15 protein-coding genes and 1 other RNA gene are annotated in these 20,516 nt (G+C 71.9%); 3 read left to right on the top strand and 13 right to left on the bottom strand.

Going from position 1 to position 20,516, the window contains the following annotated elements; genetic code table 11:
• Positions 1 to 97 precede the first annotated feature (97 nt).
• From ABZY45_RS00260 to ABZY45_RS00245, 4 genes are all read right to left on the bottom strand, one after another.
• Entirely contained in the window at positions 98 to 1,483 is a 1,386-nt protein-coding gene (locus ABZY45_RS00260; RefSeq protein WP_356734515.1) for an acyltransferase, read from the bottom strand.
• A complete protein-coding gene (locus ABZY45_RS00255) occupies positions 1,480 to 3,672 on the bottom strand; it encodes a glycosyltransferase (protein WP_356734513.1) in 2,193 nt (730 codons plus the stop codon). The genes ABZY45_RS00260 and ABZY45_RS00255 overlap by 4 nt, the downstream gene beginning before the upstream one ends.
• Positions 3,673 to 4,320, bottom strand: coding sequence for a hypothetical protein (locus tag ABZY45_RS00250; protein ID WP_356734511.1), 648 nt, complete (start codon positions 4,318 to 4,320; stop codon positions 3,673 to 3,675).
• 171 nt (positions 4,321 to 4,491) lie between these two features.
• Entirely contained in the window at positions 4,492 to 5,460 is a 969-nt protein-coding gene (locus tag ABZY45_RS00245; RefSeq protein ID WP_356734509.1) for a LysR family transcriptional regulator, read from the bottom strand.
• Between the two features lie 182 nt (positions 5,461 to 5,642).
• On the opposite strand from ABZY45_RS00245, the gene ABZY45_RS00240 reads away from it, so the two are divergent.
• Positions 5,643 to 6,824 carry an MFS transporter gene (locus ABZY45_RS00240; protein WP_356736507.1) on the top strand — a complete coding sequence of 394 codons (1,182 nt, stop codon included), beginning with the start codon at positions 5,643 to 5,645 and terminating at the stop codon, positions 6,822 to 6,824.
• Positions 6,825 to 6,888: 64 nt separating this feature from the next.
• Here ABZY45_RS00240 and ssrA read toward each other — a convergent pair.
• The 5 genes from ssrA to ftsE all read right to left on the bottom strand — a co-directional run bounded on the left by ssrA (position 6,889) and on the right by ftsE (position 10,793).
• Positions 6,889 to 7,275, bottom strand: a transfer-messenger RNA (tmRNA) gene (gene ssrA, locus ABZY45_RS00235).
• Positions 7,276 to 7,396: 121 nt separating this feature from the next.
• Positions 7,397 to 7,885 carry an SsrA-binding protein SmpB gene (smpB, locus tag ABZY45_RS00230; RefSeq protein ID WP_356734507.1) on the bottom strand — a complete coding sequence of 163 codons (489 nt, stop codon included), beginning with the start codon at positions 7,883 to 7,885 and terminating at the stop codon, positions 7,397 to 7,399.
• 18 nt (positions 7,886 to 7,903) lie between these two features.
• Positions 7,904 to 9,091, bottom strand: coding sequence for a S41 family peptidase (locus ABZY45_RS00225; protein ID WP_356734505.1), 1,188 nt, complete (start codon positions 9,089 to 9,091; stop codon positions 7,904 to 7,906).
• 68 nt (positions 9,092 to 9,159) lie between these two features.
• Positions 9,160 to 10,080: a permease-like cell division protein FtsX gene (ftsX, locus tag ABZY45_RS00220; RefSeq protein WP_356734503.1), complete on the bottom strand. Its 921-nt coding sequence runs from the start codon at positions 10,078 to 10,080 to the stop codon at positions 9,160 to 9,162.
• Between the two features lie 23 nt (positions 10,081 to 10,103).
• Positions 10,104 to 10,793, bottom strand: a complete 690-nt coding sequence (gene ftsE / locus ABZY45_RS00215) for a cell division ATP-binding protein FtsE (RefSeq protein WP_014046319.1) — start codon at positions 10,791 to 10,793, stop codon at positions 10,104 to 10,106.
• A 258-nt stretch (positions 10,794 to 11,051) separates the two neighbouring features.
• Here ftsE and ABZY45_RS00210 point away from each other — a divergent pair, with 258 nt between their 5' ends.
• Positions 11,052 to 11,243 (top strand): hypothetical protein, encoded by a 192-nt coding sequence (locus ABZY45_RS00210; protein ID WP_356734501.1) that lies wholly within the window; start codon positions 11,052 to 11,054, stop codon positions 11,241 to 11,243.
• Between the two features lie 132 nt (positions 11,244 to 11,375).
• Here ABZY45_RS00210 and ABZY45_RS00205 read toward each other — a convergent pair whose 3' ends face one another.
• The 4 genes from ABZY45_RS00205 to ABZY45_RS00190 form a co-directional block, all read right to left on the bottom strand.
• A complete protein-coding gene (locus tag ABZY45_RS00205; protein ID WP_356734499.1) occupies positions 11,376 to 12,038 on the bottom strand; it encodes an LPXTG cell wall anchor domain-containing protein in 663 nt (220 codons plus the stop codon).
• A gap of 357 nt (positions 12,039 to 12,395) precedes the next feature.
• On the bottom strand, positions 12,396 to 13,502 hold the full coding sequence (prfB, locus tag ABZY45_RS00200; protein ID WP_356734497.1) for a peptide chain release factor 2: 1,107 nt from the start codon (positions 13,500 to 13,502) through the stop codon (positions 12,396 to 12,398).
• Positions 13,503 to 13,571: 69 nt separating this feature from the next.
• Positions 13,572 to 14,810 carry a serine/threonine-protein kinase gene (locus ABZY45_RS00195; RefSeq protein ID WP_356734495.1) on the bottom strand — a complete coding sequence of 413 codons (1,239 nt, stop codon included), beginning with the start codon at positions 14,808 to 14,810 and terminating at the stop codon, positions 13,572 to 13,574.
• Positions 14,811 to 14,956: 146 nt separating this feature from the next.
• Positions 14,957 to 16,600 carry a serine/threonine-protein kinase gene (locus tag ABZY45_RS00190; RefSeq protein ID WP_356734493.1) on the bottom strand — a complete coding sequence of 548 codons (1,644 nt, stop codon included), beginning with the start codon at positions 16,598 to 16,600 and terminating at the stop codon, positions 14,957 to 14,959.
• Between the two features lie 430 nt (positions 16,601 to 17,030).
• Here ABZY45_RS00190 and ABZY45_RS00185 point away from each other — a divergent pair, with 430 nt between their 5' ends.
• Positions 17,031 to 20,342, top strand: coding sequence for an FHA domain-containing protein (locus ABZY45_RS00185; protein ID WP_356734491.1), 3,312 nt, complete (start codon positions 17,031 to 17,033; stop codon positions 20,340 to 20,342).
• Positions 20,343 to 20,516: the final 174 nt, after the last annotated feature.

The raw sequence follows: 20,516 nt of genomic DNA, 5'->3' as shown, positions 1-20,516 counted from the left end.
GACCGGTGCGCAACCTTGCTCTCACTCGGCCGCCGGGGGTGCGGTGAGCCGGCCCACGGCACCCCGTGCCGTGGGCCCACCGCACCCCCGGTGCCGGTCAGGCGGGACGGCGCCGGTCCGCCCCGTTCGGCCACAGACGCGGGCGCCGCTTGGCGGCGACGTCCTCGACCCAGCCGAACGCCAGGATCGCGAGCCCCAGGAGCGGCCAGATCGCGATCAGGACGAGCCCCTCGTACGACTTCTCGATGTACGTGTCGAACGTGTCGCCGAACCAGGGGATGGACCAGAGGCCCTCCACGAGGTGCGCGGCGGCCATCAGCAGCAGGTTGTGCCACAGGTAGATCGTCACGGCCCGGTTGTTGGCCAGCGTGACCAGGCTGTCCCATCCGGCGAGCTTGCCGGGCAGCTTCTGCCAGGAGGGTGCGTACACGAGGAGGATCGCGCAGAAGCCGAGGGACCAGGTCGCCTGGGCCAGCGGGATCTCGTCCAGGTTCCAGCCCTCCTCGGTGAGGTGTCCGGACGCCCACCACAGGCCGAAGCCCATGACGATCGCGGCACAGGACACGGCCAGGTAGCGCGGGATCTCCTTCAGCAGGCCGTCGTTGTGGGCGAAGCCCAGGATCCAGCAGGAGCCGAAGACGGCGAAGTCCATGAGCCCCTCGCCGAAGGTGCCGGGGACCGTCACGAGACCGGTGCCGATCACGGCGGTCAGGCCGATCGGGGCGAGCAGGGTCACCCACGGCAGCCTGCGGAACGCCTTGAGCAGCAGGGGCGAGGCCAGCACGAACCAGAGGTAGGCCCGGAGGTACCAGAGCGGACCCGCCGCCTGGTCGGCCCAGGTCAGCTCCAGCCAGCCGCCCGCCGAGCCGATCTCCTCCGGATACGGAGGGGAGCCGAGCGGGAGGACGTAGCTGCCGAGCTTGATGAACCACCACAGCCCCTCCTCCCGGACGGGCTTCCAGCTCAGCGCGAACATCATCGGCAGGACGATGAGCGCGAACGCCCACATCGGCGGCAGCAGCCTGCGCAGCCTGCCGCGGATGACGCTCCCCGCCGGCCGTGCCAGCGAGCGGGCCATCAGCGACCCGGCCAGGGCGAACATGACGCCCATGGAGGGGAAGAGGATGGTCAGCCAGCCCCACCCGAAGAGGTGGAAGAAGACGACGCGGACCAGGGCCACGGCCCTGAGCAGGTCGAGGTAGCGGTCACGCCCGGGCTTGGCCCGTGGCGCGGGGGCCTCGGCGGCGGTGTCCGGAGCGGCGTGTGCGCGCCTGTGGTGGGCGGCCGGGGCGGGCACGGGGGAGTGCGCGTACTCGGGGTGGGCCGCCGGGGCGGGCGTGTGGGGCGCGGCGTGCGGCGCACCGGCGTGTGCCGGGTGGGCGGTGCCCTGGGGCGCCGGGGTCCAGGCGGCGGTGCCGGAGGACACCCAGGCGCCGTCGTCGTATCCGGCGCCGTCCTGCCGGGGACGGTCGGGGTACGTCATGCCACCGGCCTCCGGTCCGTGTCCTTGCGGCGGTTCTGTGTGCCACCGGGCGCCTCCACCACGCCCGTCCGCCGGAGCTTCTGCCAGCGCAGCCGGCCTCCGGTGAGGGCGGTGATCCAGGACTGGAGCAGCACGACGTACATCAGCTGCCGGTAGAGGATCTGCTGGAGGGGCAGGGAGATCAGGTGCGTCATGCGCTCCCGGTCGAGCCGGAAGGCGTACGCGGCGCAGACGGCCTGCACCAGAAGGACGCCGAACCAGGCGGCGACCGTCTTGCCGGTCGGGCCGAAGACGAGTCCGTACAGCAGGAAGACGTCGATGAGGGGCGCCAGCAGCGGGGCGACCACCATGAACAGCGAGACGAACGGCAGTCCCACCCGCCCGAAGCGGCCCGAGGGCCCGCGCTCGACGACGGCGCGGCGGTGCTTCCAGATGGCCTGCATCGTGCCGTACGACCACCGGTAGCGCTGCGACCAGAGCTGCTGCACGGACTCCGGGGCCTCGGTCCAGGCCCGGGCGTTCTCGGCGTAGACGACACGCCAGCCGTCGCGGTGCAGCGCCATGGTGACGTCGGTGTCCTCGGCGAGGGTGTCCTCGCTCATGCCGCCGATCCGGTCCAGCGCGTCCCGGCGGAAGGCACCGACCGCTCCCGGGATGGTGGGCATGCAGCCGAGCAGGTCGTACATCCTGCGGTCGAGGTTGAAGCCCATCACGTACTCGATGTGCTGCCAGGCGCCGATCAGCGAATCGCGGTTGCCGACCTTGGCGTTGCCCGCGACCGCCCCGACCCGCCGGTCGGCGAACGGCTGCACGAGCTCGCGCACGGTGGAGGGTTCGAAGACGGTGTCGCCGTCCATCATCACGACGATGTCGTAACGGGCGTGCGCGATGCCGTTGTTGAGGGCCGCCGGCTTGCCCGCGTTGCGCTGGCGCACGACCCGGACGTTCGGGATCCACATCGCCTCGACGAGGTCGGCCGTACCGTCCGTCGAGCCGTCGTCGATGACGATGACCTCGATCGGGTAGTCGCTGGCCACCAGCGACCGCACGGTGGCCTCGATGCATTCGCGTTCGTTGTACGCGGGCACCAGGACCGACACCGGGCGGGTGAACGGCTCGCCCCAGCTGAAGTCCTTGCGGCGCACCTTCCTGGCGTGCAGGAAGGAGAGCAGGAGCATCAGCCCGAAGCGGACCATCACCAGGACGCCGATGACGGCCAGGCCGACCACCAGGACTCCGGTGACGTGTTCGGAGATCCCCACCGCCCCGATGAACGCCTTGCCCTTCCAGAGCGCGAACCCGGTGACCTGGGTGTGCGCGCTGGGCGCGCCGAGCGCCGCCGTGAGGTGGGTGAAGTCGTAGCCGCGCTCCTGCATCTGCGGCAGGAACTTCCCCAGTGCGGCCACGGTCTGGGACCGGTCTCCGCCCGAGTCGTGCATGAGGATGATGGCGCCGTCGCCGTGCTCGGGCGTGGCGCGCTCGATGATCGCGTCGACGCCGGGGCGCTTCCAGTCCTCGCTGTCGGTGTTGTTCACGACGGTGAGGTAGCCGCGGCTGCCGATGTACTGCGTGACCGGCCAGGACTTGTTGTCCATGGCGTCGGAGAACGAGGAGTACGGGGGCCGGAACAGGGACGTGCGGATTCCGGCGGCACCTGCGAGCACCAGCTGGTTCTGGGAGAGTTCCCAGTCGATGCGGCTGGTGGACTGGAAGGAGAGGTCGGGGTGGTTGAAGGTGTGCAGCCCGATCTCGTGGCCCTCGTCGACCATCCGCCGCACGAGCTCCGGGTAGCGCGAGGCCATGGTGCCGGTGACGAAGAAGACGCCGTGCGCGTGGTGCTTCTTGAGCTCGTCCAGGACCCGGGGGGTCCAGACCGGGTCGGGGCCGTCGTCGAAGGTCAGGACGATCTTGTGGTCGGGTATCCGGAGGGTCTTGGCGGCCTCGCCCCTCTTACGGGCGTCTATGACCGGACCGCCCTCCAGTACGTCGCCCGGCACCTGGGTGGTGGGGGCTGGGGCCTGGACCCGGTGGTCGGCGAGGATCTCGCTGTGGACGTATCCACGCAGCATGAGCATGGCGAGCAGGGCGACGAGAAGGAGCGACGGAAGCAGATAGCGCATGGGGAGCCTGCGCCGTACGGTCCGCTTCTTCCTCCGGTTGTGCCTGCCCCGTGGGACGGGGGTGGTCATTTACTGAGTGCCTTCTTGTGGTTGCACCGTGGATTCCGAGGGTTCCGGGGAGGCCGGAGGGCTCTCCTCGGTGGGCGGGTCGACGTCGGCCGACGGCGACGGGCCGGCAGCGGACGGCGAGGTGACCGAGCCGCCCGGGGCGGGCGCCGACGACTCGGTGTCCCGGGGGGCCTGGGCGGACTCCGGGGCCGATGCGGCACTCGCGCCGGGTGCGGCGGAAGCGGAGGCGGAGGCGCCTGACGACGGAGTCGCGGCCGCGCCGGATGCCGAGGAGGCGGTCGGCGTGGCTTCGGGGCTCCGGGAGACGACGTCGCCACTCGGGGCGGGCCGCACCTCGATGTCCTCCGAGTGCTGCTTCTCCTGCCCGGAGAGCGGGAGCCAGGGAGCGGTGGAGTTGCCGCCGAGGAGGGCGACCACGAGGGTCACCGCGTACGCGGCGCAGATCGCGGCGAGCACCCAGCCCAGCCGCCGGTACGTCTTGCTCCGCCGGCCGCTCTCGTCGACGAAGACCGGCCCGTCGGAAGGATCGGGAAGGTTCGGCTCGACCGGCAGCTCGGAGAGCTGACGCCCGAGCCCGTCCAGCTGCACGGTGACGTCGTTCGGTTCATGCGTGTGCCCGGTACGGGTACCTTCGCGCCAATTGTCCACAGGTGTTCGCACATCCCCCACTCAATGAAACAGGTGCGCGAAAAAATGACGTGAATCCTGCCAACGGACCGGGCCCCCACCCCGTCCGGGCGACACTGCTCCTCGTGCACCCGAAAGCCTGAATGTAGCGCACGGCGGGCACCCTCACGGCCCCGTATCGCCTGATGTTCATCATCGGTGACGCATCAGTGACGTATCGGTTTCGGGCAGCCACGATTCCGTTGGCCTCACCATCCATCCCTCTGTCCCAGCGAGTTCGGCGCTCGCGGCACGCAGAGCGGACAGCCCCGGGTGGTCCAGCCCCTTGCGCCATACCATCAAAAGCGGGGAAAGCGGAACCGGTCGTACCAGCGGACGCAGCACCGTCCCCGGCAGCGGAGGGAAGCCGACGACAGCCAGCACGGGGTGCCCCGTCTTTGCCATGACACGTTGAAATTCGGCCACTCCCACGGCGAGCGGGGCGGGCGGCGCCAGCACGATGCCCCACTCGTCGAACAGCAGGGTGGCGAGATGTGTCCACTCCAGGGTGCGCGGGTTACCGGCTCCCGCGTAGACGGTCTCGCCGGTCAGGTCACCCATGGCGACCGCCTCGCGCTCCGCCAGGGGGTGCCCGCTCGGCAGGAGGACGGCCATCGGCTCGTACCGCACCGGCTGTACGGACAGCCGGGCGAGTACGGCGGGATCGAGCCCCGCGGCCCGCCCGAAGGTGACGTCGAGGCGCCCCGCGAGCACCTCACCGGCCGCCCAGGTCAGTCCGCTCTCGAAGCGCGCCATCAGCTCGCACTCCGGCGCGAGTTCCCGCGCGCGCGCCAGCACACGCGCCGCTGTCATCCCGTCCGTGTTCAGATCGACGAGCAGAGGGCGGTCCGCCGGGTCCGTGAACGCGGCGGCCAGACCGGCGTGCGCGTCGAGCACCCGCCGGGCGTGCGGGAGGAGCTTCTCCCCGTCCGGGGTGAGCGACACCTGCCGGGTGGTACGCACGAAGAGCTCACAGCCCAGTTCGCGCTCCAGCCTGCGGATGTCCCGGCTCAGCGCCTGCTGCGCGACGTAGAGCCGGGCGGCGGCACGGGTGAAGTGCAGTTCCTCGGCCACGGCGACGAAGGCGCGCAGGAGCCGGGGATCGGTGTGGGGTGCGGGCACCGGAACAATTTACAACGGGGATGCGTGAATGGGCCCGGAGCAGGTGTTGGACGGTACGGGCGTACGCCCCCGAGGGTTGACGCGTGCCTCACGAACCCGCTGCCGCCCCGGCCCCGCACCCCGCAGCCCCGGCGACCGCCCCGCTCCCCGTCGCCCCCACGGCCGCGGCGGACCTCCCGCCCGTGACCGCCAAGGACCCCTCCGCTCCGCGCAACCCGTACCTCCGGCTGCTCGCCACCCCCGGCGCACGCGCGTTCACCGCGGGCAATCTCCTCGCCCGGCTGCCCATGGGGATGTTCAGCGTCAGCGCCGTCATCATGATCGCCGAGGCCCACGGCTCGTACGCACTGGCCGGGGCCGTCACCGCGACCGGGCTGGCCGCGACCGCCGTGGTCGCCCCCTGGACCGCCCGCCTCGTCGACCGCCACGGCCAGGCCCGGATCGCCGTGCCCGCCACCGCCGTCGCCGTGCTCGGCTCGCTCGCCCTCGTCCTCTGCGTGCACCACGACGCACCTGTCTGGACGCTCTTCGCCGCCTACGCCGCCACCGCCACCACACCCAACACCGGGGGCATGTCACGGGCCCGCTGGTCCCATCTGCTCCGGGGCGACCCCGCGGCCCTGCACACCGCCAACTCCTTCGAACAGGCCGCCGACGAACTGTGTTTCATGCTGGGCCCGGTGCTCGCCGCGACCCTGTGCGGGACGCTCTTCCCCGAGGCCGGCACCCTGACGGGGGCCGTCCTGCTGATGACCGGGGTCCTGATCTTCGCCGCACAGCGCGCGACGGAACCCCCCGTGGCCCCGCGCACTCGCGCGGCCTCTCCCCTGCGCACTCCCGGCATCCCCGCCCTGCTCGCGGTCTTCCTGGCTACGGGAGCCGTCTTCGGCGCCCTGGAGGTCGTCTCCATCGCTCACGCCGGAGGCGCGATCCTCGCGCTCCAGGCGGGCGGTTCCTGCGTGGCGGGGCTGCTGTACGGGGCGCTGCGCCCCGCCGCCGACATCCGGCGCAGGCTGCTGCTCTGCCTGGCCGGCATGACCGCCCTGATGTCCCTGCCCCTGCTCGCGGCTGCCACGACCGGGGCCGTGCTCGCCCTCGCCGGCTGCCTGCTGCTCGCCGGCGCGGCCACCGCGCCGACCATGGTGACCGGCATGACACTGGTCCAGCGCCTCACCCCGCAGGCGCAGATCAACGAAGGCATGACGCTCGCCGTCACCGCGCTGCTGGGCGGCATAGCCGCAGGATCCGCGGTGGGCGGCTGGACGGTGGAGAACGCCGGGACTGCCACGGGATACGCGGCACCGATGTGCGCGGCGGCGCTGGCACTGTCCGTCGCGGCGGCCGGAACCCGAAAGGTCCTCTGACCCCGGACAGGCAAAAACGAGGACCCCGCTGCCGGTGGCAACGGGGTCCTCGATCACATGGGAATTGTGGAGATGGCGGGAATCGAACCCGCGTCCAACGGTGCAGAACCAGGGCTTCTCCGAGTGCAGTTCGCTGCGCTTTTCTCGGCCCCGGAGGTCACGCGAACAAGCCTCCGACAGGCCCAGTCACTGTTTGATTTCCTTCTAGGCCCCGTGACCGGGCTTAGAAGTTTAGATCCCTAGTTGATGCCAGGATCCGGGTCGGGATCAAACCCGGGCTGACACTCCGCAGAGTCTTCGCTCAGCTGCTGTTAGGCAGCGAGGGCGAAGGCGGAGGAATCGCGCTTAGAAGTGGCGATTATTGTTTGCGACATATGGTTTACGAGATCATTGCCGCTTCCTCGACTCGCTTCCCCTGCCTCGACATCCGCTGTCGAAACCGATCATCCCCATGTTGATTTTTCAAATCGCGCACCTTCGCTGAGGTGCACGGCCCATCGTACGTGACCAACGCGCACGGATGCCACTGTATTCCGGCGGCGCCCGGGGCGCGGGGCCGGGCCGGGTGGCGGCTATGCGTTGCGCTGGCGCCGCCGGGCCGCCGCGATGGCGCGGTTCGTCTCCCGCGTGTCCTGCTTCTCGCGCAGTGTCTGACGCTTGTCGAACTCCTTCTTGCCCTTCGCGAGCGCGATCTCGACCTTGACCCGGCCGTCCTTGAAGTACAGGGCGAGGGGCACGATCGTGTGGCCCGTCTCCTGCGACTTGGACTCCAGCTTGTCGATCTCGGCCCGGTGCAGCAGCAGCTTGCGCTTCCGCTTGGCCGCGTGGTTGGTCCAGGTGCCCTGCACGTACTCGGGGACGTGGATGTTGTGCAGCCACGCCTCGCCGTTGTCGATCTGGACGAAGCCGTCGACGAGCGACGCCCTGCCCATCCGCAGCGACTTGACCTCCGTACCCATGAGCACGAGCCCGCACTCGTAGGTGTCGAGGACGTGGTAGTCGTGCCGGGCCTTCTTGTTCTGGGCGATCATCTTGCGCCCGGTGTCTTTTTCCTTGGCCATAGTGCGGTCATTTTCGCACTACGACCCACCCCCGAGGCCACTCAATACCGTCTCGGCCCGCTGCTGGGCCTCCGGACCCGCTCCGACGTCCGGCGTGATGCCGCTGCCCTCGACGGTGCGGCCCGCCGGCGTGCGGTAGTGCCCGACCGTCAGCTCGGCCACGGATCCGCCCGGAAGCTTGCTGGGCATCTGCACCGAGCCCTTGCCGAAGGTGCGCGACCCGACGGTCACGGCCCTGCCCCGGTCCTGGAGCGCCCCGGTCAGCAGCTCCGCCGCGCTCATCGTGCCGCCGTCGACCAGGACGACCACGGGCCGCTCGGTGTCCCCGCCGGGCTCCGCGTACAGGGCGCGCTGTTCTCCGTGCACGTCGTAGGTGGCGACGAGCCCGCCGTCGAGGAAGGCGGAGGAGGCGGTGACGGCCTCGGTGACCAGACCGCCGGAGTTGGCGCGGAGGTCCAGCAGGATCCCGGCGTCCCCGGGAGCCTCGTCCACGGCCTCGCGGACCGCGGTGCCGGCGCCCTTGGTGAAGGCCGCGACCTTGATCAGCACGGCGGACTCCGGGTCCTCCCCCAGCTGCCGGACACTGACCGGCTGCGTGGTGAGACGGGCCCGGTGGAGCGTCGAGGTCCAGGAGTGCCCGCCGCGGCTCAGCCCGAGGACCACGGTGGTGCCCTCGGCCGCCTCGGTCCGGTCCCCGCGCAGCAGGGCGACGACCTCGGCGACGGAGCGCTTCCCGACGGGCAGCCCGTCGACGGTGCGCAGCAGGTCCCCCTTGCGCACACCGGCCGCGTCCGCCGGACCGCCCGGCTGGACGCCGGTCACGGTGACCGCGCCACCGGCCGAGCGCCTGGCGGAGATCCCGACCCCGGTGTACGAGCCGTCGAGGGCCTGCTCGAAGTCCTCGTACTCCCGCTCGTCGTAGACCGCGCCCCAGCGGTCCCCGCTGCGGCTGACGACCTCCTCGGCCGCGTCCTTGCCCGACTTGCCGTCGGCCTCGGCGTCGGCGACCGCGTCCGCGATCTCCTCACGGTCCACGGAACCGACCGTGGAGGACACCGAACGGGCCTTTATCTCCGTGCCCGCGTCGTCCTCCCGGGGCAGGGACCCGGTTGCCGCGGCGGTGGCCAGCACGCTCGCGAACACCAACGTCAGGGCCGCCCCGCGGCGGAGACCGCAGGGTTTCAAATGGTACGTAAGGCCCGGCATGTGGCCGAGTGTAGGACAACGCCCCGTCCGCGCACGGCTCGTTGGCCGCACGCGGGACGGGGCGCTCGTCACACCTTGAGGTACTTGCGCAACGCGAAGAGAGCGGCAACGGCGGGCATCAGCAGGCCGATCGCGATGACCAGCGGCAGCTTCGTGAGCACCGCCTCCCAGCCGATGAAGTCGATCAGATTCAGCTTGTCCTGGAGCGCGAGACCGCCGTCGATCAGGAAGTACCGGCCGGCCAGCAGGATCACGCAGGCGAGCAGTCCGCCGATGAGGCCCGCGAAGGCCGCCTCCATGATGAACGGCATCTGGATGTAGAAGCCCGAGGCACCGACCAGCCGCATGATGCCGGTCTCGCGTCTCCGGCTGAACGCCGAGACGCGGACGGTGTTGACGATGAGCATCAGCGCGATGATCAGCATCAGTGCCATCAGGAAGATCGCGGCCACGTTCATGCCGTTCATCAGCTCGAAGAGGTTGTCCAGGATGCTGCGCTGGTCCTGGACGGACTGCACCCCGTCACGGCCCGCGAAGGCCGTCGCGACCACCTTGTACTTCTCCGGGTCCTTCAGCTTGACCCGGAACGACTCCTGCATCTGGTCCGGCGTGATGCTCCCGGCCATCGGCGAGTCGCCGAACTCCTCCTGGTAGTGCTTGTACGCCTCGTCGACCGTCTCGAAGAGGACCGGCTTCTCGACGGCCTCCATCTTCTCGAGGTCGGCCTTGATCTCCTTCTTCTGCTCGGCCGTGACCGCGCCCTTGGCGCACTTGGGCACGTCCTTGGCGTCGTTCTTGTTGCAGAGGTAGATCGAGACGTTGACCTTGTCGTACCAGTAGGTCTTCATCGTGCCGACCTGCTCGCGCAGCAGCAGCGCGCCGCCGAACAGGGCGAGCGAGAGGGCGACGGAGACCACGACCGCGAAGGTCATCGTGAGGTTACGACGAAGACCGACGCCGATCTCCGACAGGACGAACTGGGCGCGCATGGCGTCCTTTCAGTACTCGAGGCTCAGTGCTGGTAGCCGTAGACGCCACGCGCCTGGTCGCGTACGAGACGGCCCTGCTCGAGCTCGATGACGCGCTTGCGCATCTGGTCGACGATGTTCTGGTCGTGGGTCGCCATGATCACGGTGGTGCCGGTCCGGTTGATCCGGTCCAGCAGCTTCATGATGCCCACGGAGGTCTGCGGGTCGAGGTTGCCCGTGGGCTCGTCCGCGATCAGCAGCATGGGGCGGTTGACGAACGCCCGCGCGATGGCGACGCGTTGCTGCTCACCACCGGAGAGCTCGCCGGGCATCCGGTCCTCCTTGCCCCCGAGACCGACGAGGTCGAGCACCTGCGGCACGGCCTTGCGGATCTCGCCGCGCGGCTTGCCGATGACCTCCTGCGCGAAGGCCACGTTCTCGGCGACGGTCTTGTTGGGCAGAAGGCGGAAGTCCTGGAAGACCGTGCCCAGCTGGCGGCGCATCTGCGGCACCTTCCAGTTGGACAGCCTGGCGAGGTCCTTGCCGAGCACGTGGACCATGCCCTGGCTGGCGCGCTCCTCCCGGAGGATGAGCCGCATGAAGGTGGACTTGCCGGAGCCGGACGAGCCGACCAGGAAGACGAACTCGCCCTTCTCGATGTCGAGTGAGACGTCCCGGAGAGCTGGACGGCTCTGCTTCGGGTAGGTCTTGGAGACGTTGTCGAATCGGATCACGGATGCACCACGGTCGGCCGGGGGTAGGTGTGCGTGACCATACGCGAAGCGAGCTGACGCGTGCAGTCGGCGTCCGGCAATGAACGATTTGTGGGGGAACGTGGCGGGGAACGAAACGGGGCGTGCCGGGCCTTGTCCGGCGGGCCGCGCCGAAATCCCCGCGAGCTGGCACAGTGGTAGGGGGAACGGTTGCGTTTCCCTGAGCGTTGTGCGGAGAGAACGCGTATGCGGCTCCGCCGCGCGGGAGGAGGACTGCGCATGACCTACGACAGACTGGTGTGCGCGAACTGCGCGGCGCCCGTGAGCGAGGGCCGCTGCCGCGTCTGCCGCGCGAGCCGCGAGCGGATGCAGGAGCAGGGATTCTTCGCCGGACTGAATCCGGCGATGCTGGTCGCGCTCATGGTGATCCTGGTGGCCGCGCTGGCTCTGCTGGCGCACCAGGCCGTCTGAGCGAGGACCGACCCCCGCCACCCGGCGGGGCCAGAGGCATGCGCGTACGCCCGCAGGAGCGGTTCCGGTACGCGAAGGGGCCCGGGAGGCCATGACGGCGCTCCCGGGCCCCTCATCGTGCGCCTACGGGCGTCAGGCGGCCGTGCGGCTGCCGCCGGCCAGACGCGGCAGGATGCGGAAGCCGATGCCACCGGCGATCATCGTCGCGGCGCCGACCAGCAGGAACGTGGTCTCGGCCGCACCGGTCTCGGCGAGCTCGTCCTTGCCCTTGCCCTGCTCGACCGGCTGGTTGCCGGCACTGTCGGTGTCGGTGTTGTCGGCGCAGGCGGCACCGTCGAGGTCGACGGTGCAGGTGCCGGCGTCGCCGTCGCCCTCGCCCGGCTCGGTCGGGTCGACCGGAGCGCCCGTCGGGTCCGTCGGGTTGGACGGCTCCGTGGGCTCCTCGGTCGGCTCCTCGGTGGGCTCCTCCGTGGGCTCCTCCGTGGGCTCCTCCGTGGGCTCCTCGGTCGGCTCCTCCGTGGGCTCCTCGGTGGGCTCCTCGGTGGGCTCCTCCGTGGGCTCCTCGGTCGGCTCCTCCGTCGGGGTACCCGGGTTGTTCGGGTCCTCCGTCGGCTCCTCGGTCTCGTCCAGGTCACCCACGGTCAGGCTGACCTGCGTGGAGTCCTCGCCGTCGAGGCCGAAACCGAGGCCGATGCCCGATGCCTGGGCCGCACCCGCCGCGGTGAGCGAGGCACCTGCGGCGATAACCGCGCAGGCGGCTATGCGCGCGACGCGGATTCGCGTCTTCTTCGTCATCTGTTGCTACCCCCAGTAGCTGATCTCGTCGATGGAGCAGCCATATGCGGTCCACGGCCCTGCGGGGTAAGTCGTACTCGCAGGGCCACGCCGTACCGTGGTCATCCCGCCCGCCCCCGATCACACCTGTCCCAGACATACGCGTGCTGCTCCAGCACCCTGTCCAGAGTTAAGGACTACGTCAAGGCCGTTCCGGGGGTATACGGGCGGAATGGGGGTTCTTGACGGCTATTCGGAATCACGACTGTGACTCATTCGGCACATCTTCCCCTCAACTGCCGCGTCTGCTCAGCGGGATGAAAAAAGGGCGGGCCCGGACAGGAAGCCTGTCCGGGCCCGACAGCCATAGGGCTGCGCCTACTTCTCGCTCTGCTTGCGCCAGCGGATGCCGGCCTCGACGAAGCCGTCGATCTCGCCGTTGAACACCGCTTCGGGGTTGCCCATCTCGAACTCCGTACGCAGGTCCTTGACCATCTGGTACGGGTGCAGGACGTACGAACGCATCTGGTTGCCCCAGGAGTTGCCGCCGTCGCCCTTGAGGGCGTTCATCTTGGCCTGCTCCTCCTGACGGCGGCGCTCGAGGAGCTTCGCCTGGAGGACGTTCATCGCGGACGCCTTGTTCTGGATCTGCGAGCGCTCGTTCTGGCAGGAGACGACGATGCCGGTCGGCAGGTGGGTCAGGCGCACCGCGGAGTCCGTGGTGTTGACGCCCTGGCCGCCGGGGCCCGACGAGCGGTACACGTCCACGCGCAGCTCGGACTCGTCGATCTCGATGTGGTCGGTCTGCTCGACCACGGGCAGCACCTCGACACCCGCGAAGGACGTCTGGCGGCGGCCCTGGTTGTCGAAGGGCGAGATACGGACGAGCCGGTGGGTGCCCTGCTCGACGGAGAGCGTGCCGTAGGCGTACGGCACCTCGACGGCGAAGGTGGTCGACTTGATGCCGGCCTCTTCGGCGTACGCCGTCTCGTAGACCTCGGTCTTGTAGTTGTGCCGCTCGGCCCAGCGGAGGTACATGCGCTGGAGCTTCTCGGCGAAGTCGGCGGCGTCGACGCCGCCCGCCTCGGCCCGGATGGTGACCAGGGCCTCCCGCGCGTCGTACTCGCCGGAGAGGAGGGTGCGGACCTCCATCTCGTCCAGCGCCTTGCGGACCGACTCCAGCTCGGCCTCCGCCTCACCGAGGGCGTCGGCGTCGCCCTCGTCCTCGGCGAGCTCGAAGAGGATTGCGAGGTCGTCGATACGACCCCGGAGCGCCTCGGCCTTGCGGACCTCGGCCTGGAGGTGCGAAAGCTTGCTCGTGATCTTCTGCGCCGCGTCCGGGTCGTCCCACAGGGACGGCGCCGCCGCCTGCTCCTCGAGCGCGGCGATGTCGGCCCTCAGCGCGTCCAGGTCCAGGACGGCCTCGATCGACCCCATGGTGGAGGAGAGGGACTTCAGCTCTTCGGAAATATCGACGACTGCCACGGGTCCAGCGTAACGGCTGGACGAGTGAACCTGTCCCTCCCCCGGGCCGGGGCGCTCCCAGGGCCGTGCTCAGGGGGCCGTGGGCGCCGAATTCCGCGTGTCCTCGGGCGCTCCGTCCGCGTCGTCACCGCTCGTGGCGAACCAGCCGCCCACCCCTATCGCCGCACACAGGGCGATCGCGGCCGCACCGAGGGTGATGCGGCGCTTGCGTACGGCGGCCGCCTTGTTGCGGGCCGAACCGGGCCGGGGACGGCCCGGGGCGCGCGGGGCCCGGGCGGTGCCCAGCGGGCCCCCGGCCAGCTCGTCCGGGGCGGGGACGCGCATGCTCGTGTGGGTGTCCCGGTTGGAGTCCGGCGAGGAGCCCGGCACCAGCGGGACAGCGCCCCGGCGGCGGGGCTCCTCGGGGGCCGGGGTGTACTGCTGCTCGTCGTAGGACTGCGGTTCGGCCTCGCTGTCCGGCTCGTCGACGTCGAGCGGGGGTATCCCGGCCAGCAACGGCAGGAGCTCACGCAGCCTGGTGGCCAGCTCGGAGGCGCGCAGCCGGGACGCCGGGGCCTTGGCGAGGCACTGCACGAGGAGCTGCCAGAGCTCCTCCGGGATCCCGGGCAGCGGGACGACGGTCTCGGTCACATGGCGGCGCAGGACGGCGCCGGGGTGACCGCCGCCGAAGGGGGTGAACCCGGCGAGCAGTTCGTAGAGCACGGTGGCGAGGGCGTAGATGTCCACGGCGGCGCGCGGAGGGAGGCCCTCGACGATCTCGGGGGCCAGATAGTCCGGCGTGCCGATGATCTTCGTGGCCTTGGTGCGGCGCGGGGTGTCGATCAGCTTGGCGACCCCGAAGTCGGTGAGCAGCGCGGGGTGCGAACCGCCGGGACCGACAGGGCCCTCCATGTCGAGCAGGATGTTCTCCGGCTTGACGTCGCGGTGGACCACCCCGGCGCGGTGCGCGGCGGCGAGGCCGTCCGCGACGTCGGCGATGATCGCGGCGGCGGCCTCCGGCGCGAGACGGCGCTCGCGGTCGAGACGGGTGCGCAGATCGGTGCCGCGCACGAGATCCATCACCAGCGCCAGGTCGGTGCCGTCCACCACGAGGTCGCGTACGGCGACGACGTGCGGATGGTCGAGCCCGAGCAGCGCCGTGCGTTCCTGCACGAAGCGGCCCACGAGCTCCTGGTCGGACGCGAGGTCCTCGCGGAGCAGCTTGATGGCGACGGGGCCCTCGGGCCCCTCGCCGAGCCACACCGTGCCGGCGCTGCCGCGCCCCAGGATCTGGTGGGCGGTGTACCGGCTGCCGATATTCCGTGCCAAGACTGCTCCCTCAGCGGCTGGCGTTGACCCCCGGTCGACAAAGTTACGCGGCGAACGGGGTGTCGCGTGCCCTGGATGGCGCCAACCTTCACTTCTGCGGGCGAATTGCACCCACAGAAGTCGACAAAGACACGGAGTCGGCGGTGTTACTGGCCGGTAGTGCCGCCCGAGCTGCTTCCGCCGAGGTCCTCGAACCAACCGGTGACCTCGGAGATGCCGTCCCCGATGGCCTCCCAGTAACCCTTGCCCTGGGCGATCCAGTCCTGCAGCGGTGTCAGTTCCCAGATGAGCCAGCCCGCCACGATCAGCAGCACGACGGAGAACAGGCACCCCTTGAGGCAGCCGAGTCCCGGGATGCGCATCGGATTGGCACTGCGCTGCCGGGGCTGGCGCGGCGCGGGCTGCTGGGGCGGCGGCTGCTGCGGTGGCGCGTACTGCTGGCGCTGCGGCTGCTGGGGCTGCCGGCGCTGGGGCTGGGCCTGCTGCTGCGGCTGGTAGCGCTGGGGCTGCTGCTGCGGCGGGTACTGCTGGTGCTGAGGCTGCGGGCGCTGGGGCTGGGCCTGCTGCGGTGCCTGCTGGCGCTGGGGCCGGCGGCGCAGCGGGTCCTGGCTCGGGTCGAGGTACTGGACCTGCGTCTGCTCGTTGCGGTCGCGGGCCGCACGGAGCTGGGACTGCCAGGGGTGCGGCTCGTCGGGCTGCGGGGGCCCGTCGGGGCGCGGCGGCACGGGCGGCATCACGGCGGTCGGGTCGGCGTGGCCGCCCCCGCCCGGGGTCTGCCGCATCACGCTGGTGGGGGCCGCCGGGTCGTACGAGCCCGCGTTGCTCGGCAGCACCTGGGTCGCGTCGGCGGCGCCCGGCGTCTCCGGGACCGCGGCGGGAGCCGGGTCAGGCGCGAGCAGGGCACCCACGCCCTCGGCCGCGGCGATCTGCGCGGAGTTCGCGTGCACGCCGATGCCCGCGCCGACGGTCCGCAGCGCGCGGGCGAGGTTCACGGCGCTGGGCCGCTGGTCCGGGTCCTTGCGCAGGCAGCGCTCGATGACCGTCCAGAGCGGCTCGGGGACGGTGCTGGGGCGACGGGGCTCCTCGCTGAGGTGCCGGTGCAGGACCTCGAGCGCGGTGCCGCCGGCGAACGGCGGACGGCCTGTGACCAGCTCGTACAGCAGGATGCCCGCGCCGTAGATGTCCACGGCGGAGGTCTGCGGACGGCCCTCGGCGGACTCGGGCGCCACATAGGCGGGCGTGCCGACGAACTCGTGGGTCCGGGTCAGCCCCGGGGAGTCCGCGAGACGTGCGATGCCGAAGTCGGTGAGCATCGGGCGCATCTCGCCGTTGCGCTCGTCGAGCAGCACGTTGGCGGGCTTCAGGTCACGGTGCACGACGCCGTCGGCGTGGCTGGCGGCGAGGGCGTCCGCGATCTGGGCGGTGAGCAGGGAGGCGGCGACCGGGGTGAACGGACCGTTCTCACGCAGATAGCGGTGCAGGTCGGGGCCGTCGATCAGGTCCATCACGAGGGCGAGCAGATCACCCTCGACGACGAGGTCCCTGGTACGCACGATGTTCGCGTGCGTGAGCCGCAGGAGCACGGAGCGCTCACGCAGGAACCGCATCACGACATCCGCGTCGTTGGCGAGCTCCTCCTTCAGCACCTTGATCGCGACGGTCTCGCCGGGCTGCCCGGCGACGGCCGCCTCGGCGCCCGCGGTCTCCCGCTGGCGGGCTCGCCAGACGGTGCCCGTGGCGCCGCGTCCGAGCGGCTCCTCGAGCAGGTACTTGCTGCCGACTGGCCGCACGTCACGCGCTCCCTGCTGATCGTTGTGCTTCGCGGTCCCCCGGGCCCACCGAGGATGTCCCGGCCCACTCTAGTGCCGCCGTACGGGGCACCGGCCGGTCGTCCTCAGGTCGTGTTGCCCCCGTGCCCACGGGGGAACCGGGAAGACGCAGACACGGAGGAGTTGGTTGCCGAACGAGTGTGCAGGACCTTCCCGGCAAGACCAAGCAGGCACTTTTACGCCCACACTCGGCCATTCAAGATCACTAAGCGGCCACCCCCGGGCGTGTTGTCAGTGGCAGGTGCGAGGATGCCTCCAGCACGGAACTGTGAGGTCGGGAGCCTCACGCTCCGTGACGACCTGTACCGGACGACGCGTCCGTGCCGGGTGGGGGGAATCACAGGGCATTTCCCCTGCCGGGCGCCCCGCGCAGAAGGGACCGCTGACGGCGATGCAGATCCGGCTGACCGTCCTCGCGCCGCGCAGCGGCCAGACCCCGGCGCGCGCCTGCGACGTGCTCGTCACCGCCCCCGCGGGGACCGCTCTCGCGGCCGTCGCCTCCGGCCTGGCCACGGCGGTGGCCGGCCCCGAGGGCTCCCTGGGCGGCGGCGCCACTGTGCTGTACGCGGGCCGGGAGCGCCTCGACCCGCAGCGATGCTCCCTCGGGGAGCCGCCGCTGGTGGACGGGGCGGTGCTCTCGCTCCAGGTGCCCGGTGAGGACGAGGCGGCCGACGCCACGGTCCCGGCGCAGCTGCACGTGGTCGCGGGACCGGACGCCGGCGGGGTCCACCTCCTGCACGGCGGACAGATCCGGATCGGCCGCTCGGCCGAGGCCGACGTCCCCCTCGACGACCCCGACGTCTCCCGCCTGCACTGCGCGGTCACGGTCTCGGAGGACGGCCGGGTCTCCGTCGCCGACCTGGGCTCCACCAACGGCACCTCGCTCGACGGCACAGAGGTCCGCGACCGCCCGGTCCGGCTCGTGCCCGGCGCCCTGCTGCGGCTCGGCGAGTCCACGCTCCGGCTCGCGCCCGGCAGCCGCACGCCCACCCTCACCACGACACCCGACGGCGAGGGCCACCTGCGGGTGGCCCGGCCGGAAGCGGGGAGCGCCCATGCTCCCGAGGGCGCGGCTGCGGACGCCTCCGAAGGAGAGGGGCACGGCCACGCCTACAGCCCCGCACCCCACGGCCTCCACGCTCCCCACGACGACGGCCCGGCCGGTCACGACGCGCACGGGGACGAGCCCCTGCCGCCGGTCACCCACGGCCGCGGCGCGCACCTGACGCCCGGCGAGGCGCCCCGGCGCGGCATAGGCGCCTGGGCGCGGCGCCTGACCGGCGGCAGGGGCGAGCCCGCGCAAGGGGAGCCCGCCGGGGAGCCCTCGGCCGGCGGCCCCTCCTCCGGCTCCGCCCACCACGCCGCCGCACCCTTCCGCACCCCCTCGGCCCCGGCCGGGACCTGGCCCGACCCCGCCACCGTGCTGCTCACGGCGCTCGGACCGGGCCCCCGGCTGTGGGAGCGCGACCCCGCGCACCCCGAGGCCCTGGTCGTACGCCTCGGGACGACCGAACGCGCCGACCTGCCCGCCGTACCGGTCACGGTGGGACTGCGGGAGGCCGGCTCGCTCGGCCTGGCCGGCCCCCGGGCCCGGCTGTCCGGGCTCGCCCGCTCGGTGCTCGCGCAGCTCGCGGCGCTGCACTCCCCCTTCGACCTGGAGATCGTGCTGATCAGCGCGGACCGGGCCCGCAGCGCGGAGGACCGCCGCCGCGAGTGGTCCTGGCTCGGCTGGCTGCCCCATCTGCGCCCCATGCACGGCCAGGACTGCCGTCTCCTCCTGGCGTACGACCGCGAGCAGGCGGGCGCCCGCGCCGGGGAGCTGGTGCGCCGCATGGAGGACGGCCCGCTGGGGCCCGGCTGGGCCAGCGCCGACCGGGCCTCCGTGGCCGAGGCCGCCCGCCACCACACGGGGCCGCACACGGTGGTGATCGTGGATGGCGACCCCGGCTCGGCGGCGCTGCGCGAGACCACCGCCGCGCTGGCCGGTGCCGGAGCGGCTGCCGGCATCCATCTGATCTGCCTGGCCGAGACCCCGGCGGCCTCCCCGACGTCCCCGGTCACCGCGACGTACGACACCGCGTGCCGTGCCTCGATCGCCTTCCGTGAGTGCGGTGCGGTCGCCATGCTGAGCGGCGACGTGGCGACCGCCCTGCGGCTGCTGCGCACGGCGGGCGGCCAGGCCGCGGGCCATGGCACGGTCGCCGCGGTGGACGCCGTGTCGGCGGCCTGGGCCGAGCGTTTCGGACGCGCACTCGCCCCGCTGCGTGACGAGGGCTCGGCCACCCTGCCCGGCCGGCCCATGGCGGCGGCCCTGCCCCCTTCGGCCCGCCTGCTGGACGAACTGGGCCTCGCCAGGGCCACCCCCGCCTCCCTGATGGCCCGCTGGGCCTCCACGGCGGAGGACCAGCCGGGCGCCACGGTGCGCGCGACCGCCCCGGCCGGAGGCGCGGACCTGGACACCACGAGCTCGGGCCGCACGCTGAGCACCGGCCCCCGGGTGGGCGGGCAGCGCGAGTCCCCCGAATCCGAGCGCACCCCGTACCGGACCGCCGGGGTGACCAGCTCCGGTTCAGGGCGCTCCGCCTACCCCCGGGCGGGCGGAAGCGGCGCCCCCAGGATCGGTGCGCAGCGTCGCGACGGCGAGTCCCCGGCCCCCGCACCCGCCTCCTCCGGATACGCGGGCCGGCCCGTCATCGTGCTCGGCGCCGGGCCCCGGGGCCCTCTCGCGGTCGACCTGGCCGACGAGGGTCCGCACCTGCTCATCGAGGGACCGGCGGGAAGCGGCCGTACGGAGCTGCTGCGCGCCGTCGCCGCGTCCCTGGCCTCCGCCGCCCGGCCCGACCGGCTCGGCATCCTGCTCATCGACGGGGCGGGCGGCGAGGGGCTGGGCCCGTGCACGGAGCTGCCGCACGTCTTCACCCGTCTGGTGGCCTCCGACCCCGTACGGATGCGGGAGTTCGCCCAGGCGCTGGGCGGTGAGCTGAAGCGCCGGGCGGAGTTGCTCGGCGGGCTGGACTTCACCACATGGCACGCCCGCTACGAGGAGTCGCAGACACTCACGGGCAGGCGCCCCCCGGGCGCCGCCGAGCAGCGCGGCGACATCGAGTCGCCCGCCAGCGGCACCCTGAGACTGCGGCCCGCCGCGGCCCGGCCCGCGGATCCAGGCCCCTCCCCCCTGCCCAGGCTCGTCGTCCTGGCCGACGACTTCGACGCCCTGGTCGCCCCGGCCCTCGGCAGCCCCGGCCGCCCGTCCGCGGGGTCCGTCGTGCGGGTGCTGGAGGCCGTGGCCAGGGACGGCGAGCGGCTCGGCGTCCATCTGGTCGCCACCTCCGGCCGCCCGGACCGCACGGAGGACACGGAGCTGGCCCGGGGGGCGCGCCTGCGCATCGTGCTCGATCCGCCCGTCGTGCCCCCGTCGCCGGACGAGGCGTCCCCGGGCCGGGGACGCCTCGGGCATCCGGACGGCCGGGTGACGCCGTTCCAGGGTGGCCGGGTCACCGGGCGCATCCCGCGCACAGCCACGCTGCGCCCGACGGTCGTTCCCCTGGAGTGGGAGCGGATGGGCGATCCGCCGACCCGCCGGCCGGTCCGCGAGCTGGGCAACGGCCCGACCGACCTGGCCCTGCTGGCCAGCGCGCTGGAGCGGGCCGCCCGATCCGTGAACGCCGACCGGCTACCCCCACTGACCCTCTCGAATCCCTGAATTGCCCTTTTCCCGCCCGGGTACTGACATGACGTCACGGGCCGATCACGATCTCTACGGTGAGGCTGATAGCGGTATTGCGGCGCCTGTTGGCCCGGCGTAGGACTGTGTGCACGGACGACAAGTTGAACCGCACGATGTGAGACGTGAGCGGCGCCGGACGGTCCTGCCGTC

Source organism: Streptomyces sp. NPDC006516, assembly GCF_040611875.1.
Classification (GTDB): Bacteria; Actinomycetota; Actinomycetes; order Streptomycetales; family Streptomycetaceae; genus Streptomyces.
Note: the sequence above shows the minus strand (reverse complement) of the source record. Positions and strands in the feature narration are given on the sequence as shown.

Excerpts from the sequence above, each read along its gene's own strand:
- ABZY45_RS00260 (WP_356734515.1), bottom strand. The coding sequence starts at position 1,483 with ATGACGTACCCCGACCGTCCCCGGCAGGACGGCGCCGGATACGACGAC.
- ABZY45_RS00255 (WP_356734513.1), bottom strand. The coding sequence starts at position 3,672 with ATGACCACCCCCGTCCCACGGGGCAGGCACAACCGGAGGAAGAAGCGG.
- smpB (WP_356734507.1), bottom strand. The coding sequence starts at position 7,885 with ATGGCCAAGGAAAAAGACACCGGGCGCAAGATGATCGCCCAGAACAAG.
- ABZY45_RS00225 (WP_356734505.1), bottom strand. The coding sequence starts at position 9,091 with ATGCCGGGCCTTACGTACCATTTGAAACCCTGCGGTCTCCGCCGCGGG.
- ftsX (WP_356734503.1), bottom strand. The coding sequence starts at position 10,080 with ATGCGCGCCCAGTTCGTCCTGTCGGAGATCGGCGTCGGTCTTCGTCGT.
- ABZY45_RS00210 (WP_356734501.1), top strand. The coding sequence starts at position 11,052 with ATGACCTACGACAGACTGGTGTGCGCGAACTGCGCGGCGCCCGTGAGC.
- ABZY45_RS00205 (WP_356734499.1), bottom strand. The coding sequence starts at position 12,038 with ATGACGAAGAAGACGCGAATCCGCGTCGCGCGCATAGCCGCCTGCGCG.
- ABZY45_RS00185 (WP_356734491.1), top strand. The coding sequence starts at position 17,031 with ATGCAGATCCGGCTGACCGTCCTCGCGCCGCGCAGCGGCCAGACCCCG.